This is a genomic window from Mycobacterium sp. 852013-50091_SCH5140682, from assembly GCF_001665685.1.
GTDB lineage: Bacteria > Actinomycetota > Actinomycetes > Mycobacteriales > Mycobacteriaceae > Mycobacterium.
In genome coordinates, this window is the sequence record NZ_LZTB01000100.1 from 150673 (window position 1) to 166573 (window position 15901).

Sequence of the window (15901 nt, forward strand, 5' to 3'; positions counted from 1 at the left end):
CGAGCCTAAGGGGCGTGCACATGGGTGACGTTCCACTCCGGCAGTGGGTCGGGGTACCGCAGCCAGGCCTGTTCACCGGAGGCCAGCTCGTCGTCGGTCAGCAGGGCGTCGCGCAGCAGCGCCTCGAGCCCGTCGCGGTCGATCCGCACGCCGATGAACACGATTTCCTGGCCGGGCGTCACCTCGGTGCGTGACCAGAACTGCGCGGGTTCGATGACGAGATTCGGTCCGGCCTGCGACCAGATCGCGGCGATCGACGGCCGGCTGGCGATCCAGCAGAACCCCTTGCTGCGCAGAAGACCGGTGATCTGGTCGAGTGCGGCGGCCAGCCGGTGGGGGTGAAACGGCCGGTCGGCGCGAAACGTCATCGACCCGATCCCGTACTCCTCGGTCTCGGGTGTGTGCCCGGAGGCGATCTCCTCGTCCCAGCCGGGTGCTGCTGCCGCGGCGACGGGGTCGAAGCGGCCGGTGTCGAGCACCTCGCCAAGGTCGACGACGCCGTGGTCGGTGTGGATCAGTGTGGCCGTCGGATTGAGCCGCCGCACCACGGCCTCGACCGCGCCGAGCCGCTGTTCGCCGACCAGATCGGTCTTGTTGAGCAGGATGACGTCAGCGAATTCGACTTGGTCGACGAGCAGGTCGGCGACGCTGCGCGCATCTCCCGGGCCTGCCGTCATGTCGCGGTCGGCGAGTGCCTCGCCGCGGGCGAGTTCGGTCAGGAACGTCGAGGCGTCGACGACGGTCACCAGGGTGTCGAGGCGGGCCGCTGTTCCGAGGCTGAATCCGTCCTCGAATTCCCAGCTGAAGGTCGCCGCGACAGGCATCGGCTCGGAGATCCCGGTGGACTCGATGACGAGCTGGTCGAATCGGTTCTGCCGGGCCAGTTCGCCGACGGCGTCGATGAGGTCTTCGCGCAATGTGCAGCAGATGCAGCCGTTGGTGAGCTCGACGAGCTTCTCCTGCGTCCGGTCGAGGTGGCCCTGCCCGGCGATCAGGGCGGCGTCGATGTTGACCTCGCTCATGTCGTTGACGATGACTGCGACGCGTCTGCCGTCGCGGTTGGCAAGGATGTGGTTGAGCAGGGTGGTCTTGCCTGCGCCGAGGAAGCCGGACAGGACGGTGACGGGCAGAAGATCGGACATCGGGCTCCTTATTGGAAACGATTTTCAATAAGCATCCTCCCCGGTGTGCATCGTTTAATGCAAACGGTTATCGTTATCGTCGTGATCCGCCCCGTGAACCTCAAGCTCCGCACCCTGGCCGCAGGCCTGGTGCTCGCCGTCCCCTTCGCCCTCGCCGCATGCGGCTCGGAGAAGACCGCTCCCAACGACCACGCCACTGGGGACTGCCCGGCGACGCCTCTCAACGTCGTGGTCAGCGTCGACCAGTGGGGCGACATCGTCTCCGACCTGGGTGGGGCATGCGCGAAGGTCACCACGGTGCTGGCCAGCTCGTCGGTCGACCCGCACGACTACGAACCGTCCCCGTCGGATGCGGCCAAGTTCGCAGGCGCCCAACTGGTGGTCATCAACGGCGGCCACTACGACGAGTGGGCGGCCAAGCTCGCCGCGAGCTCGGCATCGAGCGCGCCCGTCATCAACGCGCTGGATCTCGACAAAGCCCAGGGCGGCGGCACCAACCCGCACGCCTGGTACCGGCCTGCCACGGTGACCGCGCTGGCAGACGCCGTCACCGCCAAGCTCGGTGACCTGTCCCCGCAGGCCAAGGACTACTTCGCGGGCAGGCGCGCGGCGTTCACCGACGAGATGAAGCCCTACAACCAGCTCATCGACACCATCAAGGCCAAGGCTGCGGGCAAGACCTACGCGGCCACCGAAACCGTCTTCGACGACATGGCGGCCGCGGTGGGCCTGAGCGACCGCACTCCCGCGGGCTACCAGGCGGCGACGTCGAACGAGAGTGACCCCTCGCCGGCCGATCTGGACGCGTTCCTGCGCCTGCTCGGTGGTAAGGGTGTGGATGTGCTCATCTACAACACCCAGACCGAGGGTTCGGTCCCTGAGCAGATCCGTGCCGCCGCGGAGAAAGCCGGCGTTCCGGTGGTCGAAGTCACCGAAACGGTGGCGCCGGGAGCGAAGACGTTCGAGGCTTGGCAGGTGGACCAACTCACCGCACTGGCCAAGGCACTTGGTGTCCAGTCATAACGATGAACCCGCACTGGTCTTCGACGATGTCAGCGTGGTGCGCGGCGGACGGCTGATCTGGTCGGAAGGCACCTTCACGATCCCGGCCGGCGGCATCGTCGCGCTGATCGGATCCAACGGCTCCGGCAAGTCGACCATGCTGCAGGTCGTGCTTGGCCTGCTGCCGATGGCATCCGGATCGGTGCGGGTCCTGGGCGGCAGACCCGGGGAGAACAACGATCTGATCGGGTACGTGCCGCAGGACTACGTCGCCGGGGCAGGTGAGGCGGTCCGTGCTCGCGACGCGGTGACGCTGGGTCTCACCGGTCGGCGTTGGGGACTGCGCCGCACCACCCGGGCCGACAGAGCCCGGGTTGACGAGGCGCTCGACTGGGTCGAGGCGACCGAGTTCGGCGACCGGCGCTTGTCGCAGCTCTCCGGTGGACAGCGCCAGCGCATCGCGCTGGCCAACGCCCTTGTGGGCCATCCGGAGATGCTGATCCTCGACGAACCGCTGGCCGCGCTTGACCTGCGCAACCAGCATGAGATCGTGCGCCTGCTGGCCCGGTTGAACGCCGAGCTCGGTGTCACGATTCTCGTCGTCGCCCATGACCTCAACCCGCTGTTGGAGGTTCTGGGCAGTGCCATCTACCTGCTCGACGGGCATGCTCACTACGCTGCGATCGACGAGGTGGTCGACGCCGACCTGCTGACCCACCTCTACGGAACAAAGGTTCAGGTGGCCAACACGCTGCAGGGCAAGCTGTACATGAGGAGCGGGTAGTGACCATTGTCGCGATGGGCTACCAGCAGAACTGGTGGCAGATCCTCACGTCAGCGTTCATGCGCAATGCCCTCATCGGCGGCACGCTGGTGGCGTTGGCCGCCGGGCTGATCGGCTACTTCATCATCGTGCGCAACACCGCGTTCGCCGCGCACGCGCTGGCCCACATCGGGCTGCCCGGAGCCACCGGGGCGTTCCTATTGGGGCTGCCGGTCGGGTTCGGGCTCGGGGTGTTCTGTGTCGGCGGAGCGCTGGTCATCGGGGCGCTCGGGAAACGCGCGGGCGACCGAGAGGTCGCGACCGGCACAGTGCTGGCCCTGGCCACCGGTTTCGGGCTCTTCTTCAATTCACTGGCCACCAAGAACTCGTCGACCATGACCAATGTGCTGTTCGGCAACCTGCTGGCGATCACCGGTGATCAGCTCTCGACCTTCACCGCGTTGCTCGCGGTGCTGGCCGCCACGATGGCGTTCATCTACCGGCCGCTGCTGTTCGCGTCGGTCAACGCGCCGGTCGCCGAGGCCAAAGGGGTTCCGGTGAAAGCGTTGTCGATCGTGTTCATGGCGCTGCTGGGAGTCGCGGTCACGATGGCGGTGCAAGCCGTCGGCACGTTGTTGTTGTTCGCGCTCGTGGTCACCCCGGCGGCGACGGCGATCATGCTGACCGCAAGACCGTTGCTTGCCATGGCGATCTCGACCGGGATCAGCTTGGTGTCGGTGTGGGTGGGATTGGCGGTGTCGGCGGTGTTCAACATGCCGCCGAGCTTCCTGATCGTCACCATCGCGTGCGTCTTCTGGTTGGCGGTATGGCTGGCGGCGCGTGCCGCACGCGAGACTGGCGCATTGATCGGCTAGCCTCAGAAAGCATGCCCAGGAGCCCCCATCCGCCGCGGCGGGCAACCCTGGCCTCACTGGCCGCGGAGCTCAACGTCTCTCGGACCACGATCTCCAATGCCTACAACCGTCCGGACCAGTTGTCGGCGGATCTGCGGGAGCGCATCTTCGATGCCGCCAAGCGGCTCGGCTACGCCGGGCCCGACCCGGTGGCGCGGTCGCTGCGGACCCGCAAGGCCGGGGCGGTGGGGCTGGTGATCACCGAACCGCTCAACTATTCGTTCAGAGATCCGGCCGCGCTCGATTTCGTTGCCGGACTGGCCGAATCGTGTGAGGCGGTCGGGCAGGGCCTGTTATTGGTCGCGGTCGGGCCGAATCGCAGCTTCGAAGAGGGTTCGGCCGCGGTGCTTTCCGCGGGTGTCGACGGCTTCGTGGTGTACTCGGCCTCCGACGACGACCCGTATCTGCCCGTGGTGGAGCAGCGGCACCTGCCGATGGTGGTGGTGGACCAACCCAAGGATGAGCCCGCGGTGTCACGTGTCGGCATCGATGATCGGGGTGCCATGCGCCGGTTGGCCGAGCATGTCCTGGAACTGGGCCACCGCGATATCGGTCTCCTCACCATGCGGTTGGGGCGCGACTGGCCGCACCCGAGCGGCAAACCGGCAGTGGCGCAGCCGGATCGGGTGCAGAGCCCGCACTTTCACGTGCAGCGTGAGCGTATCCACGGGGTGTACGACGCGATGAGCGCCGCCGGGCTGAACCCGGAATCGTTGACGGTGGTGGAGAGCTACGAGCACCTGCCGACCTCGGGAGGCTTGGCCGCCGAGGTGGCGCTGGCCGCCAATCCGTTGATCACCGCGCTGATGTGCACGGCTGACGTGCTCGCCCTGTCGGCGATGGATTACCTACGCGCGCACGGGGTTTACGTGCCCGGGCAGATGACGGTCACCGGGTTCGACGGCATTCCCGATGCGGTGCGCCGCGGCCTGACCACGGTGGTGCAGTCCAGTGTGGAGAAGGGGCGTCGCGCGGGTCAGTTGCTGCACAACCCGCCTCGCTCTGGGCTTCCCGTGGTCGAGGTGCTCGACACCGAGGTGGTGCGCGGCCGTACCTCGGGCCCGCCTGCCTAGCCGCGGCGCGCGTCGAGCAGGTATTTCAGGGCTGCGGCAACGTCTTCCGGTTGCTGCACGCGGTAGCCGGCCAGCGTGTCACCGGGGCCCACCTTGACTCCGATATCGGCCGTCCCGAGCCGGCGGAACGCCTTCTCGTCGGTGACGTCGTCGCCGAAGTACACCACCGCCGACGCGTCGAACTCCTTGCGCAGGATGTCGATCGCCTCGCCCTTGTCCGTCGAGATCACCGCGAATTCGACCACGGCCTTGCCTTCGGTCAGCTCGGCGGGCCACGCCTTCGCCGCCGTGCGGGCCTGGGCCAGAGCGGCTTCGGCATCGGCAGGCGCGGCGTTGCGCACGTGCAGGGCGACGCTCGCGGGTTTGGTCTCGACGGCGACGCCGGGCCGGTCGGCGGCGATGGCCCGAAGCTCGGCGGTGATGGTGGCCAGCAGTTCGGTGTCGATCCGGTGGGCGAAGCCGGTGTCGAACTCGGCGCCGTGGCTGCCGATCATGTGCACCGTCGGGGGCATCCCTGACAGCTCACGCAGCACGCTCAGCGCCCGCCCGGAGATCAGTGCCGTGGCGGTGCCGGGCAGTTCGGCGAGCGCGACGAGGGTGGCCGCGGCGTCGGGCAGCGGCCGCGCGTCGGCCGGGTTGTTGACGATGGGGGAGAGCGTGCCGTCGAAATCGGAGGTGATCAGCAGCCGGTCGGCGCGAGCCGCGGCCGCGAGTGCTTGCTGCAGGTCGGCCGGTAACGCGCTCACCCGTCAGATCTTAGGTTGGTCCCCGTCACCGATCAGCAGTCGCACCGCGAGGTCCAGCCGCTTGCCGACATCGGTCGCCGAGGCCCGCCGGGTCAGCCAGGCGAGCAGGTTGGACAGCCACACGTCGGAGATCACGCGGGCGATGTGGTACTGGTCCTCGGTCGGCTCGCCGTCGCTCATGGCGCGCGCGAACATCGAGTCCATGAGCTTGCCCACGTGGTCCACCTCGCCTGCCGCTGACGCGTCGGCGAAGACGAACGCCCTGGTCATGGCCTCGGTGAGCAGGGGATTGCGCTGCATGGCGCGGTTCAGCTTGCCGACCATGAAGTTCAGCCGCTGATACGGTGTGCCGCCTGACAGCGCGGCGCGGTCGGTCTTGGCGTCGATGCGCTCGAATTCGCGGCCCAGCGCGGAGACCAGCAGATGGACCTTCGACGGGAAGTAGCGGTACAGCGTGCCGACCGCGACGTCGGCGCGTTCGGCGACCGCCCGCATCTGGACGGCCTCGTACCCGCCCTTGGATGCGATGGCCAGGGTGGCGTCGAGGATGCGCTTGCGACGCTCGCGCTGTGCTTCGGAGCCCAGTTCGGACTCGGCGAGGACCGCCACGGTCATGACCTCACGCGGGCGCGAGTCCGCCCCGGCGGACTGCTCGTTGCGTGCTGGCTGAGATAAGCCGGACATGTTGTTGGCGACTCCTTCGTACCGCGTACTCCATCGGAAACGATACGCACGCCGGTCTCCTTTTTCTCACGTCTTTGTCGGTTGGACATCGACGTGTCCTGCTGCAATGCCGGTCGACTTGACGGTCGAACACTGTCACTATTAGAACACGTTCTAGTGAGAAGCGTGGACTTCTCGCACTACCGGTAGGAGCCGACCGTGTCAGCCACTGTCACCGACGAGCAGTTTGCCGCCCGCGACCTGGTTCGAAGCTGGGCCGCGGCGTCCGGCTCGATCGCCGCTGTACGTGACGGCGAACACGATCTGAACGCGTGGCGCGCGCCGTATCGGCGGTTCGCCGAACTAGGGATCTTCGGCGTCGCCGTCGGAGAAGAATACGGCGGTGCCGGCGGCAGCGTCGAGGACCTGTGCGCGATGCTCGAGGAGGCCGCCGCGGCGCTTGTTCCCGGGCCCGTAGCAACCACGGCGCTGGTAACCCTGCTCGTCACCGACGAGGCGGTCCTGGGGGCACTGGTGGCGGGGGAGCGCACCGCGGGTGTCGCGCTGACGACTGATGTGCGCCTCGACGGGGATCGCGTATCCGGTACGGCCGACTTTGTGCTGGGCGCCGACGGCGCCGGGCTGCTGGTGCTGTCCGCGGGCGAGCAGGTGGTGCTGATCGATGCGGCGGCCGCGGGTGTGACGGTCGAACCGGTGCCTGCCACCGACTTCTCGATCCCGCTGGCGCGCGTGGTGCTGGACTCCGCCCCCGCCGCGGTGCTTGCGGTGTCTCGGCAGCGGTTCGAGGATCTGGCCGCGACCGTGTTGGCCGCCGAGGCGGCCGGGCTGGCCCGCTGGGCGCTGCAGACCGCGACCGAATACGCCAAGGTGCGCGAGCAGTTCGGAAAGCCGATCGGCAGTTTCCAGGCCATCAAGCACATGTGTGCCGAGATGCTGCTGCGCTCCGAGCAAGCTGCCGTGGCGGCCGCCGACGCCGCAACGGCCGCCGCGGAGGACGATGAGCGGCAGCTGTCGATCGCCGCTGCGGTCGCCGCGACCGCGGGCATCGATGCCGCGGTGGCCAACGCCAAGGACTGCATCCAGGTGCTGGGCGGTATCGGCATCACCTGGGAACACGACGCGCACCTGTATCTGCGTCGCGCATATGGCATATCGCACGCGCTGGGCGGCCACCGCCGATGGCTGCGTCGGGTCGGCGCGCTGACGCGGCAGGGGATCCGGCGCGAGCTGCGTATCGATCTGGAGTCGGTGGCCGGTCTGCGTCCGCAGATCGCGGCTGCGGTCGCCGAGGTGGCCGCCCTGCCCGTCGAGCAGCGGCAGGCCGCGCTGGCCGACTCCGGGCTGTTGGCCCCGCATTGGCCACGTCCCTACGGCCGCAACGCATCTCCGGCCGAGCAGTTGCTGATCGACCAGGAGCTGGCCGCGGCGTCGGTCGACCGCCCCGATCTCGTGATCGGGTGGTGGGCGGTGCCCACGATCCTCGAGCACGGCAGCCCCGCACAGATCGAGCAGTTCGTCCCGCCGACGCTGCGCGGTGAGCTGACGTGGTGCCAGTTGTTCTCCGAGCCGGGCGCCGGTTCGGATCTGGCCGCGCTGCGCACCAAAGCCGTTCGCGCACAAGGCCCCAACGGTGAGCCGGGATGGAAGCTGACCGGGCAGAAGGTGTGGACCTCGGCAGCGCAGAAGGCACACTGGGGCGTCTGCCTGGCCAGAACGGACGCCGACGCGCCGAAACACAAGGGCATCACCTACTTCCTGGTCGACATGAAGACGCCCGGCATCGTGATCCGACCGCTGCGGGAGATCACCGGCGACGAACTGTTCAACGAGGTGTTCTTCGACGACGTGTTCGTGCCCGACGAGATGGTGGTCGGGACCGTCAACGACGGCTGGCGGCTGGCGCGCACGACACTGGCCAACGAGCGCGTCGCCATGGCAGGCGGTACGGCACTGGGCAATCCGATGGAGGAGCTGCTCCGTACACTCGCCACGCTCGACGTCGACCCGGCCGACGAGGACCGGCTGGGCGGCCTGATCCTGGCGGCCCAGGTGGGTTCCCTGCTGGATCAGCGCATCGCGGTGCTGGCCGTCGGCGGACAGGATCCGGGCCCGCAGGCCAGTGCCCGCAAGCTCATCGGGGTGCGCTACCGGCAGGCGCTGGCCGAGTTCCGGATGGAACTGTCCGACGGCGGCGGTGCGGTGATCAACCGCGAGGTGCACGACTTCCTCAACACCCGCTGCCTGACCATCGCCGGTGGCACCGAACAGATCCTGCTGACCCTGGCCGGCGAGCGGCTGCTGGGGCTGCCGCGCTGACCGCGGGTCAGAACCCGGTCTGCGCGCAGGCGGTCGGCGGCGCGAGGTTCACGCCGCCGAAGACCACCTGGATGTCGGAGCACGCGATGAAGGACGCCTTGGTGTTCGGCTGGCCGGTCGCCCAGTCGGTGGGTGTCGACTCACCGTCGACCTGGAAGCGCTCGATCGGCCCGCCGCCGAAGGTGGTCACCGAGATCTCGGAGTTGTTGATCGACTTGAGCTGCTTGGACAGCACGTTGTCGTGGTTGGCGCCCTTGATCTCGCGCGGCGTGCCCGACGGCGCGCTGTAGGAGACCTCCTGCCAGACGTTGCGGTCCGTGCTGCGCAGCGTGATGGTCTGCCGTGCCCACGCGTCGCCGGGGAAGCCGATGGGCCCGTCCGGCGTCAGCAGGTTGGCCTGCGTGCTGAACGTGCACACCGTTCCCGCGCAGTTGGCGGTGACGTGCATCTCGATGTTGCCCTGTGGACTGGGGATGGAGGTGACGGCCGAGTTCGACGCCGCTGTGGCCGATGCGGGAAACACCAGTGCCGCCGCGGTCAGCACGGTGGCCGCACTCGCTGCGGTGAGCCTGTTCGTGGTCATCGTCAAGAAAGGTATCCGCTCGCTACTCGTCGTATGTGACTTCGACCGAATCGGACACCGGCGTGGCCTGGCATCCGAGGATCAGACCTTCTTCGAGATCGGATGGCTCCAGCACATCGTTGACCTCCATCTCGACGTCCCCGGACTTCTTGAGCACCGCACACGCACCGCAGTGTCCCTCCCGGCAGGAGAACGGCGCGTCGAGGCCCTTGTCCAGCAGCACGTCGAGCAGCTTTGCCGAACGCGGCCAACGGATTTCGTGTGTCGTGCCGTCGAGTGTGACGATCGCGGTGGCGGGGCCCTGGTCGCTGTCATCTTCGGTGATCACCACGCGGGCGAACGGGTCGGAGTCCAGCGATTTGAACACCTCGATGTGGATGCGCTCGTCGGGGACACCGGCCTGGCGCAGGGCCTCCTCGGCGGCGGACATGAACGGTCCCGGCCCGCAGATGAAGGCGTCGCTACCGGTGAAGGGCGTTGCGAGGCCCGCCAGCGCGGCCGCGCTCGGCAATCCCTGCACGGATTCCAGCCAGTGCACGACGGTGAGCCGGTCGGGGTACTTGGCGGCCAGCTCCCGCAGGGTGGCGGCGAAGATGACCGAGTTCTCGTCCCGGTTGGCATAGATCAGCACCACTTTGCCGGTGCCTTCGGCCAGTGCCGACTTGCAGATCGCCATCATCGGAGTGATGCCGCTGCCTGCCGCGAGCAGGAGCAGATCGGCGTTGAGATCCTTGGGTACGAAGGTGCCCGACGGCGCGAGCACATGCATCCGCATGCCGGCGTGGGCGTTGTCGCAGAGCCAGTTCGAGGCGTACCCGTCGACGGTGCGCTTGACGGTGACGGTCAGCTGATCGTCGGTGATCGGCGAGCTGGACAGTGAGTAGCAGCGGGCCACCGAGCCGGTGCGGTCGCTGGGGACGCGCAGGGTGAGGAACTGGCCGGGGGCGTACCGCAGCCGTTCGGCAGGCATGTCCGACCCAGCGGGCACCGCGAACACCAGGGAGCGCGCGTCGGTCGTCTCCTCGATGACCGCGGCAACCTGCAATTCGAGCACGTGGCTGCCCAGCGGCTCATCCGTCACCGGTGCCTCTCTTCCTTCACTCATAACTAGAACAGGTTACAAAAATATCGGTGCCCTGGTCCAGCGTCTGCAGCTCGGCGCTGCTCGACACAAATTAAAACGTGTTCTAATCTCTGTCTAGTTGTGGATCTCGATCCAGGAGGCAATTCAGTGACGTCCATTGAACAGCGCGACGTGCAGGCGGTCCTCGCCGGCATCGATGACCTGTTGCCCGCGCTGCGGGAGCGGGCGCAGGCCACAGAGGACCTGCGGAAGATTCCGCAGGAGTCGATCGACGCGCTCGAAGAGATCGGGTTCTTCAAGCTGCTCCAGCCTGAGCAATGGGGCGGTCTGCAGTGCGACCCGACGGTGTTCTACGAGGCGGTACGCCGCCTGGCCAGCGCTTGCGGCTCCACCGGCTGGGTCAGCTCGATCATCGGCGTGCACAACTGGCACCTGGCCCTGTTCGACCAGCGGGCACAGGAAGAGGTGTGGGGCGAGGACACCTCGGTCCGGGTGTCCTCCTCATACGCGCCGATGGGTGCCGGTGTGGTCACCGAGGCCGGCGACGGCTACCTCGTCAACGGCTCGTGGAACTGGTCCTCAGGCTGCGACCACGCCACCTGGGCCTTCCTGGGTGGCCCGGTGATCAAGGACGGCCGTCCCGTCGACTTCGGCAGCTTCCTGATCCCGATCAGTGACTACCGGATCGACGACGTCTGGCATGTGGTCGGCCTGCGCGGCACCGGCAGCAACACCATCGTCGTCAAGGACGTTTTCGTGCCCAAGCACCGGTTCCTGTCCTACAAGTCGATGAACGACGGCACTGCGGGCGGCTACCAGACCAACACCGCCGCGGTCTACAAGATGCCGTGGGGCACAGTGCATCCCACCACCATCTCGGCTCCCATCGTGGGGATGGCCTACGGCGCGTACGCCGCTCACGTCGAGCACCAGGGCAAGCGCGTGCGCGCGGCGTTCGCCGGTGAGAAGGGCAAGGACGACCCGTTCGCCAAGGTGCGCATCGCCGAGGCCGCCAGCGATATCGACGCCGCGTGGCGTCAGTTGATCGGCAACGTGGGCGATGAGTACGCCCTGCTGCAGGCGGGCAACGAGATTCCGTTCGAGCTGCGCACCCGCGCCCGCCGCGATCAGGTGCGGGCCACCGGCCGTGCCATCGCGTCTATCGACCGGCTCTTCGAATCGGCGGGTGCCACCGCCCTGGCCAACACCGCTCCGCTGCAACGCTTCTGGCGTGATGCGCATGCGGGCCGGGTGCACGCCGCCAACGATCCCGAGCGGGCGTACATGATCTTCGGCAACAACGAGTTCGGACTGCCGCCCGCGGACACGATGGTCTGATATGACTGCCACACAAGAGATCACCTTCGAATCGACGTCGCGCTACGCCAAGGTCAAGGCAGGCGATCTGGACCTGCAGTTGCACTACCACGAAGCCGGTGACCCGTCGGCTCAGACCATCGTGCTGCTGCACGGTGGCGGGCCGGGTGCGTCGAGCTGGTCGAATTTCGGCCGCAACATCGCGGTGCTGGCCGAGCGGTTCCATGTGCTGGCCGTCGACCAGCCGGGCTACGGGCATTCGGACAAGCTCACCGAGCACGAGCAGTACAACCGCTACAGCGCCAAGGCGCTGCTGGGGTTGTTCGAGCACCTCGGTCTGCAGGGCCGGATTCCGCTGCTGGGCAACTCACTCGGTGGTGGCACCGCGGTGCGGTTCGCGCTGGACTACCCGGACCGGGCGGGCAAGCTCGTGCTGATGGGCCCGGGTGGCCTTTCGGTCAACCTGTTCGCGCCTGATCCCACCGAGGGCGTCAAGCTGCTCGGCAAGTTCACCGCCGACCCGACGCGCGAGAACATGGAGCGGTTCCTGCGCATCATGGTTTTCGACCAGAAGCTCGTCACGCCCGAGCTGATCGACGAGCGGTTCGAGATCGCGAGCAGGCCCGAGTCGCTGGCCGCGGCACGTGCGATGGGAAAGTCGTTCGCCGGACCGGATTTCGAGCTCGGCATGATGTGGCGCGAGGTTTACAAGCTGCGTCAGCCCGTCCTGCTGATCTGGGGTCGCGAGGACCGGGTCAATCCGCTCGACGGCGCGCTCGTTGCGGTCAAGCAGATTCCGCGCGTGCAATTGCACGTTTTCGGGCAGTGTGGACACTGGGCACAGGTGGAGAAGTTCGACGAGTTCAACAAGCTCACCATCGATTTCCTTGGAGGCTAGCCCATGAGCATCAAATCGCTGGGGTACCTGCGCATCGAGGCCACCGACATCGCGGCCTGGCGGGAGTACGGCCTGAAGGTGCTCGGCATGGTCGAGGGCAAGGGCCAGACCGAGGGTGCGCTCTATCTGCGGATGGACGAGTTCCCCGCGCGGCTGATCATCGTCCCCGGTGACCATGACCGGCTGCTGGAGTCCGGCTGGGAAACCGCGAATGCCGCTGAGCTGCAGGACATCCGCAATCGGCTCGAGGCAAATGGCGTCCCCTACAAGGAAGCCACCGCAACCGAGCTGGCCGACCGCCGCGTCGACGAGATGATCGTGTTCGACGACCCGTCGGGCAACACCCTCGAGGTGTTCCACGGGGTCGCACTCGAGCACCGCCGCGTGGTCAGCCCGTACGGGCACAAGTTCGTCACCGAGGAACAGGGGCTCGGCCACGTCGTGCTGACCACCAAGGACGACGCCGAAACCCTGCGGTTCTACCGGGACGTGCTCGGCTTCCACCTTCGGGACTCGATGCGGTTGCCGCCGCAGTTGGTGGGCAGGCCCGCCGACGGGGAGCCGGCCTGGCTGCGGTTCCTCGGGGTCAACCCGCGCCACCACAGCCTGGCGTTCATGCCGGGCCAGACACCCAGCGGAATCGTGCATCTGATGGTCGAGGTCGGCGAAGCCGACGACGTGGGCCTGTGCCTTGACCGTGCGCTGCGCCGCAAGGTGAAGATGTCGGCGACCCTCGGCCGCCACGTCAACGACAAGATGCTGTCCTTCTATATGAAGACTCCGGGTGGCTTCGACGTCGAATTCGGTTGTGAGGGCCTCGAAGTCGACGACGATGATTGGGTGGCCAGGGAATCGACGGCGGTGAGCCTGTGGGGGCACGACTTCAGCGTCGGCTTCAAGTAGCCATGAGCACCGCCATCGACCCCCGCACATTCCGCAATGTGCTCGGTCAGTTCTGCACGGGCATCACGATCATCACCACCGTCTACGAGGACGTCCCGATCGGGTTCGCCTGTCAGTCGTTCGCGGCGTTGTCGCTGGATCCGCCCCTGGTGCTCTTTTGCCCGACCAAGGTGTCCCGGTCGTGGCAGGCCATCGAGGCCAGCGGCCGATTCTGCGTCAACATGCTGCACGAGGATCAGCAGCACGTCTCGGCGCGCTTCGGTTCCAAGGAGTCCGACAAGTTCGCCGGGATCGATTGGCAGCCTTCAGAACTCGGATCTCCGATCATCGACGGCTCGCTGGCCCACATCGACTGCACCGTCTCGTCGGTGCATGACGGCGGTGACCATTTCGTGGTGTTCGGTGCGGTGCACGGCATGTCCGAGGTGCCCAAACGAAAGCCCCGGCCGCTGCTGTTCTACCGCGGGGAGTACACCGGGATAGAGCCGGACAAGAACACCCCGGCCACGTGGCGCAACGATCTGGAAGCGTTCCTCACCGCCACGACCAACGACACCTGGCTGTAGCCAACGCAACCGGGCCCCGACATGTCGGGGCCCGGTTGGTGTTTGTGCGCTCAGGAATCGGACTTGACGGTCGCCCTCAGCTGGTCACGCCGTCCCGGCGGTGGAGCGCGTCGGTGTCCCGGTCAATCCCTTATCGGTCGATCAAAACAAGCCTTGACAGTGCAATCGGCGGGTGTAAAGGTTTGATCGACTGATCAAACCGACGAAAGGTTGACGATGGCGGGACGGGTCGAGGGCAAGATCGCCTTCATCACGGGCGCGGCGCGGGGCCAGGGCCGCAGTCACGCGGTGCGCCTGGCGCAGGAGGGCGCGGACATCATCGCGGTCGACGTCTGTCGGCCGGTCAGCAGTAACAGCGTGATCCCGGCGTCGACGCCCGACGACCTGGCCCATACGGCGGAACTGGTCAAAGGGCTCAACCGCCGGATCGTCACCGCCGAGGTCGACGTGCGCGACTTCGACGCCCTCAACGCTGCGGTGGCCGGCGGTGTCGAACAGCTCGGCGGCCTCGACATCATCGTGGCCAACGCCGGTATCGGCAACGGCGGTGAGACGCTGGACAAGACCAGCGAACAGGACTGGGACGACATGATCGGAGTCAACCTGTCCGGAGTCTGGAAGACCGTGAAAGCCGGTGTACCGCATTTGCTTTCGCAAGGCCGCGGCGGGTCGATCATTCTGACGAGCTCGGTCGGCGGGCTCAAGGCCTACCCGAACACCGGCCACTACATCGCGGCCAAGCACGGCGTGGTCGGCTTGATGCGGACCTTCGCAATCGAACTGGGGCAACACTCTATTCGGGTCAATTCGGTGCACCCCACCAACGTCAACACCCCGATGTTCATGAACGACGGCACCATGAAACTGTTTCGCCCTGACCTGGAGAACCCGGGCCCCGACGACATGGCTGTGGTCGCCAAGTTGATGCACGTGCTGCCGGTGGGCTGGGTGGAACCGGTCGACATCAGCAACGCCGTGCTGTTCCTTGCTTCCGACGAGTCGCGTTACGTCACAGGCCTACCGGTGACCGTCGATGCCGGCAGCATGCTCAAGTAGTTGCGGCCGAGCCGAACCGGTGCAGCATCCGTTCGACGAAGGCGCGGAATTCGTCGTGCCCCTGCGTCACCCCGACCGCATCCTCGTAGCAGATGCCGCGCGCGGTCTGGGTCAGCAGCATCGACATCACCACCGGCGGATACTCCTCCATGTCGATCCCGTGCGTGCGCAAAACCATGGCCATGGCCGCGGTTTCGATGTCGCGGACCCGCTCGGAGAAGCCCTTGAGTTCGGCGCCGATCACCTTGCGGTGGTTGGCAAGAGCCATGAACTCGAGATTGAGCCCGGTCAACCGGGAGTCGGTGTTGATCAACCACAGTGCCCGCAACGGGTCGGGGTCGGTGAGCGCCTCGCGCATGCGGGCCAGCGCGGCGTCGGCCCCGCTGCGCAGCACCGCGAGGTACAGGTCGTCCATGGTGGCGAAGTAGTAGTACACCAGCGCCGATTTCACCCCGACCTTGGCGGCCACGTGCCGGGACGTCGCAGCAGCATAGCCGTCATCGCGCATGATCTGGGCTGTCGCCTCGATCAAGCGCCTACGAGTGCCGGCATCGGAGTCTCTGGCCTCACGAGGCATGAGCCACCCTAGCAGTTTGATCGGTCGATTAAATTATGGAGTTGATCCGATGTCGGAGGAATCGAGAAGTATCAGGGTGCGGGTCGACCCGGACCTCTGCGAAGGGCATGCGCTGTGCATCGAACTGGCGGCCGAGGTGTTCGACCTCGGCGACGACGACGTCGCCACCTGTGCGGCGGCCATTCCGGACACGTTGCAGGACAAGGTGAAAGCCGCCGTCGACGCATGCCCCCGGCAGGCCATCTCGCTCGAACCCCCTCCCACGAAAGGCCATTGA

The 15901-nt window shown here is 66.9% G+C and carries 17 protein-coding genes; 11 read left to right on the forward strand and 6 right to left on the reverse strand.

From position 1 onward, the window contains the following. Nucleotides 1-5: 5 nt before the first annotated feature. Entirely contained in the window at nt 6-1142 is a 1137-nt protein-coding gene (locus tag A5784_RS25560) for a GTP-binding protein (RefSeq protein ID WP_064947659.1), read from the reverse strand. Nucleotides 1143-1199: 57 nt separating this feature from the next. On the opposite strand from A5784_RS25560, the gene A5784_RS25565 reads away from it, so the two are divergent. Genes A5784_RS25565 through A5784_RS25580 form a run of 4 tightly spaced genes read left to right on the forward strand, consistent with a single transcriptional unit; the run spans nt 1200 to nt 4894 of the window. Beyond that, entirely contained in the window at nt 1200-2165 is a 966-nt protein-coding gene (locus tag A5784_RS25565) for a metal ABC transporter solute-binding protein, Zn/Mn family (protein WP_064947660.1), read from the forward strand. Continuing rightward, on the forward strand, nt 2152-2928 hold the full coding sequence (locus A5784_RS25570; RefSeq protein ID WP_064947661.1) for a metal ABC transporter ATP-binding protein: 777 nt from the start codon (nt 2152-2154) through the stop codon (nt 2926-2928). Before A5784_RS25565 ends, A5784_RS25570 begins: the two co-directional genes overlap by 14 nt. A 14-nt stretch (nt 2929-2942) precedes the next feature. Then, complete coding sequence (locus tag A5784_RS25575) at nt 2943-3782, forward strand: metal ABC transporter permease (protein WP_064947662.1); 840 nt, start codon at nt 2943-2945, stop codon at nt 3780-3782. Between the two features lie 11 nt (nt 3783-3793). After that, nucleotides 3794-4894: an Rv3575c family transcriptional regulator gene (locus A5784_RS25580; RefSeq protein WP_064947663.1), complete on the forward strand. Its 1101-nt coding sequence runs from the start codon at nt 3794-3796 to the stop codon at nt 4892-4894. Here the strand turns inward: A5784_RS25580 and otsB are convergent. Beyond that, complete coding sequence (gene otsB / locus A5784_RS25585) at nt 4891-5640, reverse strand: trehalose-phosphatase (protein WP_064947664.1); 750 nt, start codon at nt 5638-5640, stop codon at nt 4891-4893. The two genes, A5784_RS25580 and otsB, sit on opposite strands and share 4 nt — an antisense overlap. Nucleotides 5641-5643: 3 nt before the next feature. Continuing rightward, a complete protein-coding gene (gene kstR / locus A5784_RS25590; RefSeq protein WP_170064307.1) occupies nt 5644-6249 on the reverse strand; it encodes a cholesterol catabolism transcriptional regulator KstR in 606 nt (201 codons plus the stop codon). Nucleotides 6250-6522: 273 nt separating this feature from the next. Here kstR and A5784_RS25595 point away from each other — a divergent pair, with 273 nt between their 5' ends. After that, nucleotides 6523-8640 (forward strand): acyl-CoA dehydrogenase family protein, encoded by a 2118-nt coding sequence (locus A5784_RS25595; RefSeq protein WP_064947665.1) that lies wholly within the window; start codon nt 6523-6525, stop codon nt 8638-8640. A 7-nt stretch (nt 8641-8647) separates the two neighbouring features. Here A5784_RS25595 and A5784_RS25600 read toward each other — a convergent pair whose 3' ends face one another. Next, nucleotides 8648-9223 (reverse strand): hypothetical protein, encoded by a 576-nt coding sequence (locus tag A5784_RS25600; RefSeq protein ID WP_064947666.1) that lies wholly within the window; start codon nt 9221-9223, stop codon nt 8648-8650. A 22-nt stretch (nt 9224-9245) separates the two neighbouring features. Continuing rightward, a complete protein-coding gene (locus A5784_RS25605; protein ID WP_064947667.1) occupies nt 9246-10304 on the reverse strand; it encodes a ferredoxin--NADP reductase in 1059 nt (352 codons plus the stop codon). A gap of 150 nt (nt 10305-10454) precedes the next feature. Here A5784_RS25605 and hsaA point away from each other — a divergent pair, with 150 nt between their 5' ends. The 5 genes from hsaA (at nt 10455) to A5784_RS25630 (ending at nt 15047) form a co-directional block, all read left to right on the forward strand. Beyond that, nucleotides 10455-11645, forward strand: a complete 1191-nt coding sequence (gene hsaA, locus A5784_RS25610) for a 3-hydroxy-9,10-secoandrosta-1,3,5(10)-triene-9,17-dione monooxygenase oxygenase subunit (RefSeq protein ID WP_064947799.1) — start codon at nt 10455-10457, stop codon at nt 11643-11645. A gap of 1 nt (nt 11646) precedes the next feature. Next, nucleotides 11647-12522: a 4,5:9,10-diseco-3-hydroxy-5,9,17-trioxoandrosta-1(10),2-diene-4-oate hydrolase gene (gene hsaD, locus A5784_RS25615; protein ID WP_064947668.1), complete on the forward strand. Its 876-nt coding sequence runs from the start codon at nt 11647-11649 to the stop codon at nt 12520-12522. 3 nt (nt 12523-12525) lie between these two features. Continuing rightward, complete coding sequence (gene hsaC, locus A5784_RS25620) at nt 12526-13425, forward strand: iron-dependent extradiol dioxygenase HsaC (RefSeq protein WP_064947669.1); 900 nt, start codon at nt 12526-12528, stop codon at nt 13423-13425. Between the two features lie 2 nt (nt 13426-13427). Next, nucleotides 13428-13991 carry a 3-hydroxy-9,10-secoandrosta-1,3,5(10)-triene-9,17-dione monooxygenase reductase subunit gene (hsaB, locus tag A5784_RS25625; protein WP_064947670.1) on the forward strand — a complete coding sequence of 188 codons (564 nt, stop codon included), beginning with the start codon at nt 13428-13430 and terminating at the stop codon, nt 13989-13991. Between the two features lie 216 nt (nt 13992-14207). Next, the gene (locus tag A5784_RS25630) at nt 14208-15047 is read left to right on the forward strand and encodes a mycofactocin-coupled SDR family oxidoreductase (RefSeq protein WP_064947671.1); all 840 of its coding nucleotides are present in this window, start codon (nt 14208-14210) and stop codon (nt 15045-15047) included. Here A5784_RS25630 and A5784_RS25635 read toward each other — a convergent pair. Further along, nucleotides 15040-15624: a TetR/AcrR family transcriptional regulator gene (locus tag A5784_RS25635; protein WP_064947672.1), complete on the reverse strand. Its 585-nt coding sequence runs from the start codon at nt 15622-15624 to the stop codon at nt 15040-15042. The two genes, A5784_RS25630 and A5784_RS25635, sit on opposite strands and share 8 nt — an antisense overlap. A 49-nt stretch (nt 15625-15673) precedes the next feature. Between A5784_RS25635 and A5784_RS25640 the strand changes: the two genes are divergently transcribed. Further along, entirely contained in the window at nt 15674-15901 is a 228-nt protein-coding gene (locus A5784_RS25640; protein ID WP_502687542.1) for a ferredoxin, read from the forward strand.

Coding starts and splice junctions, on each gene's coding strand:
- A5784_RS25560 (WP_064947659.1), bottom strand. CDS start 1,142: ATGTCCGATCTTCTGCCCGTCACCGTCCTGTCCGGCTTCCTCGGCGCA.
- A5784_RS25565 (WP_064947660.1), top strand. CDS start 1,200: ATGCAAACGGTTATCGTTATCGTCGTGATCCGCCCCGTGAACCTCAAG.
- A5784_RS25575 (WP_064947662.1), top strand. CDS start 2,943: ATGGGCTACCAGCAGAACTGGTGGCAGATCCTCACGTCAGCGTTCATG.
- A5784_RS25580 (WP_064947663.1), top strand. CDS start 3,794: ATGCCCAGGAGCCCCCATCCGCCGCGGCGGGCAACCCTGGCCTCACTG.
- A5784_RS25600 (WP_064947666.1), bottom strand. CDS start 9,223: ATGACCACGAACAGGCTCACCGCAGCGAGTGCGGCCACCGTGCTGACC.
- hsaD (WP_064947668.1), top strand. CDS start 11,647: ATGACTGCCACACAAGAGATCACCTTCGAATCGACGTCGCGCTACGCC.
- hsaC (WP_064947669.1), top strand. CDS start 12,526: ATGAGCATCAAATCGCTGGGGTACCTGCGCATCGAGGCCACCGACATC.
- hsaB (WP_064947670.1), top strand. CDS start 13,428: ATGAGCACCGCCATCGACCCCCGCACATTCCGCAATGTGCTCGGTCAG.
- A5784_RS25630 (WP_064947671.1), top strand. CDS start 14,208: ATGGCGGGACGGGTCGAGGGCAAGATCGCCTTCATCACGGGCGCGGCG.
- A5784_RS25635 (WP_064947672.1), bottom strand. CDS start 15,624: ATGCCTCGTGAGGCCAGAGACTCCGATGCCGGCACTCGTAGGCGCTTG.
- A5784_RS25640 (WP_502687542.1), top strand. CDS start 15,674: ATGTCGGAGGAATCGAGAAGTATCAGGGTGCGGGTCGACCCGGACCTC.